Source organism: Enterobacter cloacae complex sp. P16RS2 (assembly GCF_014982155.1).
GTDB lineage: Bacteria > Pseudomonadota > Gammaproteobacteria > Enterobacterales > Enterobacteriaceae > Enterobacter > Enterobacter cloacae_M.
Genome location: NZ_JADCKW010000006.1, coordinates 143,898 through 156,104 on the forward strand (window position 1 = coordinate 143,898; position 12,207 = coordinate 156,104).

Sequence of the window (12,207 nt, forward strand, 5' to 3'; positions counted from 1 at the left end):
ATGGGCCAGCTAATGCTGGCCCCTTACTGCTTTATTAGTCCCACCAAACGTCGAAAAGTTCGCTGACGCGGACATCTTCGAGCTTATGGTCTTCAAGCCATTTACGTACCAGGGCCTGATGTTCTTCAGTGCATTTACCCACTTCCTGGGTGCAGATCAGACCTTCCCAGGCCAGGTAGCCGCTACCGTCGAAGGCCAGCTTGTTTGGCTCAATCACGTCATTGATGAACGCGTCAACGTCCCGATCGATCTGCTCTACACTGGTGCCTTCCGGGAAACGCCACGCAACGGAGAAGCCCACTTCCTGGAATTCTTCGATGTGCATCTTTTTACGCAGACGACGGCTACGATTCTTTGCCATTATTTCACCCTCTCGAACATTAAGTCCCATACACCGTGACCAAGACGATGGCCACGCTGTTCAAATTTCGTTACCGGACGCGATTCCGGACGCGGTACATAGTCGTTGCTCTCAGACTGGTTTTTATACCCGTCCAGCGACGACATCACTTCCAGCATATGTTCCGCATACGGTTCCCAGTCGGTCGCCATATGGAAGACACCGCCCAGCTTCAGCTTACTTTTCACCAGCTCGGCAAACGGCGCCTGAACGATACGGCGTTTATTATGACGTGCTTTGTGCCACGGGTCAGGGAAAAAGAGCTGAACCATGGTTAAAGAATTGTCAGGAATCATTTTATGCAGCACTTCCACCGCGTCGTGACACATTACGCGCAGGTTCTCAACGCCCTCTTCATGGGCCGTTGCCAGGCATGCGCCCACGCCCGGGGAGTGGACTTCGATACCGAGGAAGTTCTGCTCCGGACGAGCTTTCGCCATGGCCACCAGCGAGGTGCCCATACCAAACCCGATCTCCAGCGTGACGGGTGCTTCGCGGCCAAACAGTTCAGTAAAGTCCAGAGGCTGCTCGCTGAACTCAACGCCCATCACCGGCCAGTAGTTGTCCAGCGCATGTTGCTGCCCTTTTGTCAGGCGACCCTGACGGCGGACAAAGCTGCGAATACGGCGCAGCGGGCGACCGTTTTCATCAAATTCCGGTGAAATGACGTCGTTTTTCATAAAAGAGTTGTCTGCTTGTGAGAATGTTCGGGAAACGGGCATTATCCAAAGTTAAGGCTTCTATGCAAGCATGGGAAAGATCCGGTTTACAGCAGATTGACGCTGTGCTGCAATCTGCGTCCCTGATTATGCGAATCGATGACCATGCAAGCCTCTCAATTTTCAGCCCAGGTGCTGGACTGGTACGACAAATACGGGCGTAAAACCCTGCCCTGGCAAATTGAAAAAACGCCTTACAAAGTATGGCTCTCCGAGGTGATGTTGCAACAAACGCAGGTCGCCACGGTTATACCTTACTTCGAGCGTTTTATGGCGCGCTTCCCGACGGTGACCGATCTGGCCAACGCGCCGCTGGACGAGGTCCTGCACCTGTGGACCGGTCTTGGCTATTACGCCCGCGCGCGTAACCTTCACAAGGCCGCACAGCAGGTTGCCATGCACCACAACGGGAAATTTCCGGAAACCTTCGATGAGGTGGCCGATCTCCCCGGCGTCGGACGTTCAACCGCAGGCGCCATTCTCTCCCTGTCTTTAGGCAAGCATTTCCCGATCCTCGACGGCAACGTGAAGCGCGTGCTGGCACGCTGCTACGCCGTCGACGGCTGGCCGGGGAAGAAGGATGTTGAGAAACGCCTTTGGGAAATAAGTGAAGCGGTCACCCCGGCCAACGGCGTCGAGCGTTTCAACCAAGCGATGATGGATCTCGGCGCGATGGTCTGTACGCGCTCAAAACCAAAATGCGAACTCTGCCCGGTGAATAATCTCTGCGTGGCGTATGCCAACCATTCATGGGCGCAATATCCGGGTAAGAAACCCAAACAGACGCTGCCGGAGCGCACCGGCTATATGCTGCTGATGCAGCACGGCGACGAGGTCTTCCTCGCCCAGCGTCCACCGAGCGGTCTGTGGGGTGGTCTATACTGCTTCCCACAGTTTGAAGATGAAGATTTGCTGCGTGAATGGCTTAAACAGCGCGGGATTGCTGCCGATAACCTGACGCAGTTGACCGCGTTTCGCCATACGTTCAGCCATTTCCACCTGGATATTGTACCCATGTGGCTTCCCGTGTCGTCATTTGCCTCGTGCATGGATGAAGGCACCGCTCTCTGGTATAACTTAGCGCAACCGCCATCAGTCGGACTGGCGGCTCCCGTGGAGCGCCTGTTACAGCAATTACGTGCCGGTGCAATGGTTTAGCATCGACAAGAAAAAGAGGAATGAGTATGGCCAGAACGATTTTTTGTACTTTCCTGCAGCGTGACGCTGAAGGCCAGGATTTCCAGCTTTATCCGGGCGACCTGGGTAAACGCATCTACAATGAAATTTCCAAAGAAGCCTGGGGACAGTGGCAGAAAAAGCAGACCATGCTGATCAACGAGAAAAAACTCAGCATGATGAACCCGGAACACCGCAAGCTGCTGGAGCAGGAGATGGTGAGCTTCCTGTTCGAAGGTAAAGACGTGCACATCGAAGGCTATACGCCACCGGAAAAATAACAGCGTGCGGGGGAAACCCCGCCGTTAAAGCAAACACAACACGCACTCCCGGAATGATGAAAAAACTTTTAGCGCTAGCCCTTGTTGCGCCGTTGCTTGTCTCGTGTTCGTCAAAAAAAGGCGAAGATTACAACGAAGCCTGGATCAAGGACACCAACGGTTTTGACATTTTGATGGGGCAGTTTGCCCACAACATCGAGAACATATGGGGATTTAACGAAGTTCTTATTGCCGGACCTAAGGACTACGTTAAGTACACCGACGCCTATCAGACCCGAAGCCACATCAACTTTGATGAGGGTACGATCACGGTTGAAACCATCGCAGGCACCGACCCTGCGGCAAGACTGCGTCAGGCGATCGTCAAAACCCTGCTGATGGGTGACGATCCGGGATCTATCGATCTCTACTCCGATGCCGACGATATCACGATCTCGAAAGAGCCGTTCCTGTACGGCCAGGTTGTCGATCAGACCGGTCAGCCGATCCGCTGGGAAGGTCGCGCCACGAAATTTGCCGACTACCTGCTGCAAACGCGCCTGAAAAGCCGCTCTAACGGTCTGAAGATTATCTACAGCGTCACCATCAACCTCGTCCCGAACCACCTCGACAAGCGTGCGCATAAGTATCTGGGCATGGTGCGTCAGGCCTCGCGTAAATACGGCGTGGATGAGTCGCTGATCCTGGCGATTATGCAGACCGAATCCTCGTTTAACCCGTATGCGGTAAGCCGTTCCGATGCCCTGGGGCTGATGCAGGTTGTGCAGCACAGCGCCGGTAAAGACGTCTTCCGCGCGCAGGGTAAATCCGGCACGCCGAGCCGCAGCTATCTGTTCGACCCGCAGAGCAACATTGATACCGGCACGGCCTATCTGGCGATGCTGAACAATGTCTACCTGGGCGGAATTGATAACCCAACGTCGCGCCGCTATGCGGTGATCACCGCCTATAACGGCGGCGCGGGCAGCGTGCTGCGCGTCTTCTCAAATGACAAAGTGCAGGCCGCGAACATCATCAACAGCATGGCGCCGGGGGATGTCTACTCTACCCTCACCACCCGCCACCCGTCTGCGGAATCCCGTCGCTATTTGTATAAGGTGAATACGGCGCAGAAGAACTACCGTCGCCGGTGATCGGCACACCTTCTCCCCTCTGGGAGAAGGTGTTCTTTTTCCCCTCTCCCTGTGGGAGAGGGTCAGGGTGAGGCATCAGGCCGCACCTGTCCAACACCACCCATACGAAAATGTTATTTGCATCACAATCCAAACTGCAAATTAATGTGGATTGCATTTTTTTGCGGGAGGTAACAAAACATATCGTTGCCAACTGATAGAATTGCATCAAATAACAACCCTGAATGTTCCCAAAACAACATATCTCCCGCTCACTTGTGAGGAAAGTAACATGAACCTTAAGCTGCAGCTTAAAATTTTGTCGTTTCTGCAGTTCTGCCTGTGGGGTAGCTGGCTGACTACACTCGGCTCCTATATGTTTGTGACGCTCAAGTTTGATGGTGCGTCAATCGGTGCCGTCTACAGCTCGCTCGGTATTGCGGCTGTCTTCATGCCAACGCTGCTGGGCATCGTGGCGGATAAATGGCTAAGCGCCAAATGGCTGTACATGCTTTGCCATCTGGTGGGCGCGGGGACGCTGTTTATGGCAGCCCAGGTGACCACGCCGGGGGCAATGTTCATGGTGATCCTGCTTAACTCGCTGGCCTATATGCCAACGCTTGGCCTGATCAACACCATCTCCTACTACCGCCTGAAGTCCGCGGATATGGATATCGTGACCGATTTCCCGCCAATCCGTATCTGGGGCACCATCGGCTTTATCATGGCGATGTGGGGCGTGAGCTTCGCGGGCTTCGAACTGAGCCATATGCAGCTCTATATCGGTGCGGCGCTCTCCGTGGTGCTGGCGATCTTCACCCTGACGCTGCCAACCATTCCGGTTTCTAACCAGCAGAAAAACCAGAGCTGGAGCACCATGCTCGGCCTGGACGCGTTCGCGCTGTTTAAAAACAAACGCATGGCGATCTTCTTTATCTTCTCTATGCTGCTGGGCGCAGAGCTGCAGATCACCAACATGTTCGGCAACACCTTCCTGCACAGCTTCGATAACAACCCGCTGTTCTCCGGCAGCTTTATCGTTGAACATGCGTCGGTGATGATGTCCATCTCTCAGATCTCTGAGACGCTGTTCATCCTGACCATCCCGTTCTTCCTGAGCCGCTACGGCATCAAAAACGTCATGCTGATCAGTATCGCCGCATGGATGTTGCGCTTCGGCCTGTTCGCCTACGGTGACCCGAGCGCGTTCGGAACCGTGCTGCTGGTGCTGTCGATGATCGTTTACGGCTGCGCCTTCGACTTCTTCAACATCTCTGGTTCGGTGTTTGTTGAAAAAGAGGTGAAGCCTGAAATCCGCGCCAGCGCGCAGGGTATGTTCCTGATGATGACCAACGGCTTCGGCTGTATTCTGGGCGGCGTGGTGAGCGGTAAAGTGGTTGAGATGTACACCACCAACGGCATTACCAACTGGCAGCCTGTGTGGCTGATCTTCGCGGCGTACTCGCTGGTGCTGTTCTTCGCGTTCATCGCGCTGTTCAAGTACAAGCACGTGCGCGAGCCGCACGGTGCGCAGCCGATCGCGCATTGATTGTTGTGCCCGGTGGCGCTGCGCTTACCGGGCCTACAAAACAAGACCGCAGGCCGGGTAAGGCGAAGCCGCCACCCGGCTATTTTATTCCAGACAGCACCCAACCCACCGACAGCAAATCCGCGCTACCGCCCGGGCTCAGGTTCCGTTCAATCAGTGCGTTATCCATCTTAAACAACGCCTCGCGGTCCCAGCCGTTAGCCAGCAGTTCCCGCGCGTAGCCCTGAACGTAGCGCAGCCCTTCCATGCCGCCGCGTGAAACCAGATTACTGTCCTGATTAACCGCCATCAGGCGTAACAGCAGGCCGTGAAGTGAATGTCCGTTCCACTGCGCCAGCGCCTTACGGACCGTCGCAAAGCCGCTCTCAGCCTCGCCGCGCGCCCCGGTTAAGCCGTACTGCTGAAACTGCCGCTCGCCCGCCGTCGCCTGCCCGCTGCGCGCGGCTAGTTCCCGCGACACCAGCCCGCTGCAGATGTTACTCACCTCACAGCAGAGGCTGTCTGCGGAGATATTTTTCACACGTCCGGCGGCGAAACACAGTAAACCCAGGGCAAAAATCCCGCCCTTGTGGGTGTTCACTCCGTTCGTCGCGGCGTACATCGCCTGCTCGCAGGCCATCCCCATCGGGCGGATCATCCGAAGCTGTGCATCAGCGGGTTTATCCGCATGCGCGTTACCGAGCTCGGCAAAGCGCGAAAACCACGGCGTAATCGCCGCAATGCTGCGGACGAACAGCCCGTGGTCCATATCGCGATGGGAACCGTTATTGAGCTTGTCCACCAGCCCCGGCTTGGGCGTCAGCTCCAGCTCCTGCCACAGCGCCGCCTCGGCAAGCGCGGGCACGTCAGCCGGGCGCGGTTTAGTCGCGAGCAAACCAGTCATCGATCGTCTTCTCCACGCGGGAAACCACCTGCTCAACGGGGTGATTGCGCGAACGGGAACAGGCGTGAGCGGGCTCGTCGCAGATCAGACAACGCCTTAAATTTGCGCCCAGCGACTGACGCCCGACGTGGCCGTGCTGAGGGCAGATCACGTCCAGATCCCACAGCCTGCCAAGCGGGTGCGTCTGCTCCAGCTCCGCGCAGTGCGCTTTGATTTCCACCGCGGGATGGGCCACGCACCACAGGGCTTCTGGCCCGGTCGGGAGCCACAGCACCTGACGGTCCAGCACCTGCCAGCGGTTTTCCCACAGCAACTGGTCGCACATTTGCAGCGCCACGCCCATAGTATTGCGATAGCGCAGGCTGTCTTTGATTTCCCCTGGCGTGACCAGCGTGAGGGAAATCACCGGTTGTTGATAGTGCTCAAGCATGTCAGCCTGGCGCGCCGCGCGGCGCTCTTTCGCCGCCAGCAGTTCATCCAGGCTGACACCCGCCCGCACGGGTGTCGCTATTGTCATAACTACTCCTTTACCTGTCGCACGGTGTCGATCACGCTGCCGTCGCGGTAGCGGATCACCCCGACGATTTTGTCGGTAAATTCAATCGGTTTCGGTACGCCCGTCAGGGAAATCGCTCGCTCGTAAAGCGCGCTGATATCCACAACTTTGAGCCCGGCTTCCAGCAGCCGCTCGCGGATCTCCGGGCGGGCCGGGTTGACCGCAATGCCGTGGTCGGTGACAAGCACATCGATGCTTTCGCCCGGCGTGAGGCGCGTGGTAACCCGCTTCACGACCGTTGGAATGCGGCTGCGCAACAGTGGCGCGACGACGATGGTCAGGTTTGCCGCGGCGGCCACGTCGCAGTGCCCGCCGGACGCGCCGCGCATCACCCCATCGGAGCCGGTGATCACGTTGACGTTGAAATCGACGTCGATTTCCAGCGCGCTGAGGATCACCACGTCGAGCTGGTCGCAGCTTGCCGCCTTGCTGCCGGGGTTGGCGTAGACGTTGGTGGAGATCTCCACGTGGTTCGGGTTGCGCGCCAGCGAAGCCGCCGCCTGACCGTCAAAGCACTGGGTATCGAGCAGCTTTTCGATCAGCCCCTTCTCGTGCAGATCCACCAGGCTGCCGGTGATGCCGCCGAGCGCAAAGCGCGCCTTCACGCCGCTGCGCTCCATCTTCTCTTCCATAAAGCGGGTGCAGGCCGTGGCCGCCGCGCCGGAGCCGGTCTGCATCGAGAAGCCCGGTTTGAAATAGCCGGAATGCTCAATCACGTCCGCCGCATAGCGGGCGATCATTAGCTCGCGCGGGTTGCTGGTGACGCGCGCCGCGCCGACGCTGATTTTCGCCGGGTCGCCCACGCTTTCAACCTGCACGATGTAGTCCACCTGATCCTGCACAAGGCTGGCGGGCATATTCGGAAACGGCACCAGTTCTTCGGTCAGCAGCACTACCTTGCGGGCAAAGTGGGCGTCCACCATGGCGTAGCCCAGGGAGCCGCAGCACGATTTGCCGTGCGTCCCGTTGGCGTTGCCAAACTCATCGCTGCACGGCACGCCGAGAAACGCCACGTCAATATTCAGCTCGCCGTCCTGCAGCAGCTTCACGCGCCCACCGTGGGAGTGGATTTGCACCGGCTCGTCCATCAGCCCGTGGGAGATGGCATCCGCCAGCCTGCCGCGCATGCCCGAGGTGTAAATCCGGGTGATGACGCCGCTTTCGATATGCTCGATCAGCGCGTCGTTGCAGGTCATCAGCGAACTGGAGGCCAGCGTCAGGTTTTTGAAGCCCATTCGCGCCAGCAGCGCCACGACGGTGTTGATCACCCGGTCGCCTTCGCGAAACGCGTGGTGGAAGGAGATGGTCATGCCGTCCTGCAGGCCGCAGCGCTTAACCGCCTCTTCAACAGAGGCGCAGAGCTTGCGGCTGTGCTTCGCGTCGCTGTCCGCCAGCCACGGCGTGGCGCTGTGGGCGGTATCAAAGGGTTTTAAGTCCCGCAGATGGGGAAAATTCACGTGAAGAAGTTCAGTCTGATTCATTATTTCATCCTTACCGACGCACGCCGGAGGCCGCCGCGCGCTCCAGCACCACCTGCGCGTGGTTAATAATCGGTGCATCCACCATTTTGCCGTTGAGCGATACCACGCCCAGGCCGTTACGCTCGCCCTCTTCTGCTGCTTCAATTACCCTTTTGGCGTGATCGACCTCTTCCTGCGTCGGGGCGTAGGCGTTGTGCAGCAGGTCAATCTGGCGCGGGTTAATCAGCGATTTGCCGTTAAAGCCCATCTTGCGGATCAAATCGACCTCGCGCAGGAACCCGGCCTCGTCGTTAACGTCTGACCACACCACGTCGAAGGCGTCGATGCCCGCCGCGCGGGCGGCGTGCAGCACGGCGCAGCGGGCGTAGAACAGCTCGGTGCCGTCGCCGCGCTCGGTCTGCATGTCCATCACGTAGTCAAAGGCGGCCAGCGCAATCCCGATGAGGCGCACAGAGCTGCGGGCAATCGCCACGGCGTTGATGACGCCAATGGCCGATTCAATCGCCGCCATCACGCGGGTGGAGCCGACCTCGCGGCCGCACTCCTGCTCGATGCGCTCGAGGTGGCCTTCCAGCTCGTAGATATCGTCCGGCGTGTCGGTTTTCGGCAGGCGGATCACGTCCACGCCGGCCCGCACGGCGGCTTCCAGATCCAGCAGGCCAAACGGCGTGCTCAGCGGGTTAATGCGCACCACGGTTTCGATATCGTGATACATCGGATGCTGCAGGGCATGGAACACCAGCATGCGCGCGGTATCCTTCTCGCGCAGGGCAACGGCGTCCTCAAGGTCAAACATGATGGAGTCGGGACGGTAGATAAAGGCGGTGGAGAGCATGGCGGCATTAGCGCCCGGCAGGAACAGCATGCTGCGGCGGAGTTTGCTCATTTCAGCGCCCCCCAGTTGATGGCCTGTTCATCGGCGGCACGCATCAGCGCGCTTTGCAGGCGAGCGCGGATAACACAGTCCAGCGCCCCTTTGTCTTCAATAATAATTAATCCCTGGTGCACGTTCATGGCGCGCAACGTGTCGTTGACCACCTGGCGAATTTGTTCGCCAAACTGCTTAATCACTTCACTGTGGATGACTATCTCCAGCTCGCCGTGAGCGGGAGCGATTTTCACCATCAGGTCGCTGGACTCCTGCGTTCCGGCCAGCGCCTCCCTTACAATTTTCATGATAAATTCCTGGTAGTTAAGCGACTTCCGCACTCGCACGGTAATGCGTTTCGAGATGCGCGAAGGTGGAGTCCGGGACAATCTCCCGGATCCGGGAAAACTGCTGTGTCTTCAGTAAGCGGCGCACTTCGGACGCTGAAATAGCGTTGCCGGTGGCCTTGATGCGCGGCATTTCCACCACCTCGATATGCGAGGCCAGCAGGTCGTGCAGCGTCTGGTTGTACTGGCGGGTGATATCGCAAAACGGCTCCGAGCCGATGAAGCGGTGCGTGATGCCGAGCGCCGGGGCAATGAAGTCCCGGAAGATCAGCACGTCGATCTCGCTCCACGCCTGCTGCACTTTGCCGGTCTCCTTCAGGAAGTAGGCCGGGAATGTGGCGCGGGAGATGATGTACTGCGAGCCTTCATGCACTACCACGTTCGGCAGATGCGCCACGCCCGCGCGCACCATCTCGAGCCGCGCGCTGAACGGGAAGAACGAGGCGTCTTCGCGCACCACGAACAGGTGCAGGGCGTCACACCGCTGCGCCGCCTGCTCCACCAGATGGCGGTGGCCGAGGGTGAACGGATTGGCGTTCATCACTATTGCGCCAATGTTCTCCCCGCACCTGCGCTTCGCGCGCAGGGAACGGCAGTAGCGTTCGATCCCCTGCGGGGTGTTCTCCATCAGCACCGCGTTGTTCCCGCTCTGGGCGATCGGCCAGAAGCCGCTGCGGGCAAAGCGCTCCCGGTTGCATGGGCGGGTGCAGAGGAAGAGATGAAAATGGCCGCACTCCAGCGCCGCATTTTCCACCTCTGCCAGCAGCCGCGCGCTGAGGTTCTCGCCGCGAAGCTGCTCGTTGACCGCCACGCATTTGATGACGTTGGCGGCAAGCCCTGCGCAACCCACCAGCTGCGGGCCGGACCAGGCTTCGACAAACAGCGTGATGTCGTTGTCCAGGCCAAGGCCGCTGTCTGCCAGCAGGTAGCGGATCTGGCTTAAGCGTTCCGGATGTTTCGCCACCAGCGTGTGGCGAAAATCGATGGGTTGACTGTTCATGCCGCCTTACTCAGTGTGCTGCCGCAAGCCCGACGGCTGGCGCTTCCACGATCACGTTGCTCAGATGACCGATATGCTCGATCTCCACCTCAATGCGATCCCCTTCCTTCATAAACAGCGGCGGATTGCGTTTTTTACCCACCCCGCCCGGAGATCCGGTGATGATCACGTCGCCCGGGCTTAAGCGGGTAAAGGTGCTGATGTACTCGATCAGCTCCGCAACCTTGTGGATCATGCTGCTGGTGTTGTCTTCCTGCACCATGCGGCCGTTCAGCCAGGTGCGGATCGCAAGCTGGTGCGGATCCGGGATCTCATCCGCCGTCGCCATCCACGGCCCAAACGCGCCGGTTTTGCGCCAGTTTTTACCGGCGGTGAACCAGGTGTGCTGCCAGTCGCGGGCGGAGCCGTCCATGTAGCAGCTGTAGCCCGCCACGTGGCGCAGGGCATCGTCGCGGCTGATGTTCTCCCCGCCTTTGCCGATGATCACCGCCAGCTCGCCTTCATAGTCGAATTCGCTGGAGTGGCGCGGCTTCAGCACCGGCTCGTTGTGGCCGGTCTGTGAATCCGGGAAGCGGACAAACAGCGTCGGGGCCGGATTATGCTGGTCAAACTCCTTGCGCTTGTCGGCATAGTTCATGCCCACGCAGAGGATCTTTTCCGGCTGCTCAATCACCGGTAAGAAGGTGATGGCGCTCAGCGGCACGTCCACGGCATCGTTCAGGTAGCGGGTGGCCTGCGCCAGCCCGTTGCCCTGCAGCAGCGCCTTGAGGTCGCTGTAGCGGTCGCCGAGACGGCGGCCTAAATCAATCACGCCGTCGGCCTGGACGATGCCGTAGCTGCGTTTTCCCTGGTATAAAAAGCTTGCGAGTTTCATTGTTCTTTCCTGAAAACTTAAACGAGGAAGTTGCCCAGAATCAGCAGTGAGACAGAGACGTTAATCGCCCCGCCGATACGGGTAGCAATCTGGGCGAACGGCATCAGGCTCATGCGGTTGCCTGCGGTCAGGATCGCCACGTCGCCGGTACCGCCCTGGCCGCTCTGGCAGCAGGAGACGATGGCGACATCAATCGGATGCATACCAATCTTTTTGCCGACGAAGAAGCCGGTCGCCACCAGTGCGGAAACGGTGCTGACAATCACCAGCAGGTTGCTGACGGTGAACGCCGCCACCAGTTCATGCCACGGGGTGATAGCCACGCCGACGGCGAAGAGGATTGGGTAGGTCACGGAGGTCTGGAAGAATTTGTACACCACCTGAGAGCCTTCGAGCAGGCGCGGAGAGGCGCCGTTGCAGAGCTTCACCAGTACCGCCATAAACAGCATGCCGACCGGTGCGGGCAGGCCAATCAGCTTGTGGCCGAGCATGCCCAGCATGTAGAGCAGCACCGCCAGCAGCGCGCCGGAGGCGATAGTGGTGACGTCCGCTTTGCCGGAAAACGCAGGCTGAGAGACCGTTGCATCGGCATTCGCGCGGTTAGGCATCAGCTGGCCTTCACCGGTCAGGTGCGGGAAGCGTTTACCGAGCTGGTTCAGGCAGCCGGAGATGATGATTGCCGTCAGACCGCCGAGCATGACCATCGGCAGCACGCGACCGAGCGCAACGCCCTGGTCCATGTGCAGCAGGGTGGCATAGCCGATGGAAAGCGGGATCGCCCCTTCCCCGACGCCGCCCGCCATAATCGGCAGAATGATAAAGAAGAAGATCTGGAACGGCTCAAGACCCAGCGCCAGGCCGACGCCCATCCCCACCAGCATGCCGACGATTTCGCCGCACAGCATCGGGAAGAAGATGCGCAGGAAGCCCTGAATCAGCACCGTGCGGTTCATGCTCATGA

The 12,207-nt window shown here is 58.9% G+C and carries 14 protein-coding genes; 4 read left to right on the forward strand and 10 right to left on the reverse strand.

Going from position 1 to position 12,207, the window contains the following annotated elements; translation table 11 throughout:
* Positions 1-34 precede the first annotated feature (34 nt).
* Entirely contained in the window at positions 35-361 is a 327-nt protein-coding gene (locus INF68_RS02830; protein ID WP_023333354.1) for a YggL family protein, read from the reverse strand.
* On the reverse strand, positions 361-1,080 hold the full coding sequence (trmB, locus tag INF68_RS02835; protein WP_033146613.1) for a tRNA (guanosine(46)-N7)-methyltransferase TrmB: 720 nt from the start codon (positions 1,078-1,080) through the stop codon (positions 361-363). Before trmB ends, INF68_RS02830 begins: the two co-directional genes overlap by 1 nt.
* 144 nt (positions 1,081-1,224) lie before the next feature.
* On the opposite strand from trmB, the gene mutY reads away from it, so the two are divergent.
* The 4 genes from mutY to INF68_RS02855 all read left to right on the forward strand — a co-directional run bounded on the left by mutY (position 1,225) and on the right by INF68_RS02855 (position 5,237).
* Positions 1,225-2,277 (forward strand): A/G-specific adenine glycosylase, encoded by a 1,053-nt coding sequence (gene mutY, locus INF68_RS02840; protein ID WP_185874176.1) that lies wholly within the window; start codon positions 1,225-1,227, stop codon positions 2,275-2,277.
* Positions 2,278-2,303: 26 nt separating this feature from the next.
* The gene (locus INF68_RS02845; RefSeq protein WP_023309138.1) at positions 2,304-2,576 is read left to right on the forward strand and encodes an oxidative damage protection protein; all 273 of its coding nucleotides are present in this window, start codon (positions 2,304-2,306) and stop codon (positions 2,574-2,576) included.
* Between the two features lie 56 nt (positions 2,577-2,632).
* Positions 2,633-3,709, forward strand: coding sequence for a membrane-bound lytic murein transglycosylase MltC (mltC, locus tag INF68_RS02850; RefSeq protein WP_109844588.1), 1,077 nt, complete (start codon positions 2,633-2,635; stop codon positions 3,707-3,709).
* 271 nt (positions 3,710-3,980) lie between these two features.
* Entirely contained in the window at positions 3,981-5,237 is a 1,257-nt protein-coding gene (locus INF68_RS02855; protein ID WP_059347691.1) for a nucleoside permease, read from the forward strand.
* A gap of 79 nt (positions 5,238-5,316) precedes the next feature.
* Here the strand turns inward: INF68_RS02855 and citG are convergent, their stop codons facing one another.
* The 8 genes from citG to INF68_RS02895 all read right to left on the reverse strand — a co-directional run.
* Complete coding sequence (citG, locus tag INF68_RS02860) at positions 5,317-6,120, reverse strand: triphosphoribosyl-dephospho-CoA synthase CitG (RefSeq protein WP_126785798.1); 804 nt, start codon at positions 6,118-6,120, stop codon at positions 5,317-5,319.
* A complete protein-coding gene (gene citX / locus INF68_RS02865) occupies positions 6,098-6,637 on the reverse strand; it encodes a citrate lyase holo-[acyl-carrier protein] synthase (protein ID WP_047060414.1) in 540 nt (179 codons plus the stop codon). Before citX ends, citG begins: the two co-directional genes overlap by 23 nt.
* Positions 6,638-6,639: 2 nt before the next feature.
* Positions 6,640-8,157 carry a citrate lyase subunit alpha gene (citF, locus tag INF68_RS02870; RefSeq protein ID WP_126785797.1) on the reverse strand — a complete coding sequence of 506 codons (1,518 nt, stop codon included), beginning with the start codon at positions 8,155-8,157 and terminating at the stop codon, positions 6,640-6,642.
* A gap of 10 nt (positions 8,158-8,167) precedes the next feature.
* On the reverse strand, positions 8,168-9,043 hold the full coding sequence (gene citE / locus INF68_RS02875) for a citrate (pro-3S)-lyase subunit beta (RefSeq protein ID WP_126785796.1): 876 nt from the start codon (positions 9,041-9,043) through the stop codon (positions 8,168-8,170).
* Positions 9,040-9,333: a citrate lyase acyl carrier protein gene (gene citD, locus INF68_RS02880; RefSeq protein WP_008499773.1), complete on the reverse strand. Its 294-nt coding sequence runs from the start codon at positions 9,331-9,333 to the stop codon at positions 9,040-9,042. Before citD ends, citE begins: the two co-directional genes overlap by 4 nt.
* A gap of 16 nt (positions 9,334-9,349) precedes the next feature.
* The gene (citC, locus tag INF68_RS02885; RefSeq protein WP_126785795.1) at positions 9,350-10,372 is read right to left on the reverse strand and encodes a [citrate (pro-3S)-lyase] ligase; all 1,023 of its coding nucleotides are present in this window, start codon (positions 10,370-10,372) and stop codon (positions 9,350-9,352) included.
* Between the two features lie 10 nt (positions 10,373-10,382).
* Complete coding sequence (locus INF68_RS02890; RefSeq protein WP_032660021.1) at positions 10,383-11,246, reverse strand: fumarylacetoacetate hydrolase family protein; 864 nt, start codon at positions 11,244-11,246, stop codon at positions 10,383-10,385.
* Positions 11,247-11,263: 17 nt separating this feature from the next.
* A partial coding sequence (locus INF68_RS02895) for a 2-hydroxycarboxylate transporter family protein (protein WP_227412768.1) occupies positions 11,264-12,207 on the reverse strand: 944 nt, incomplete at its 5' end.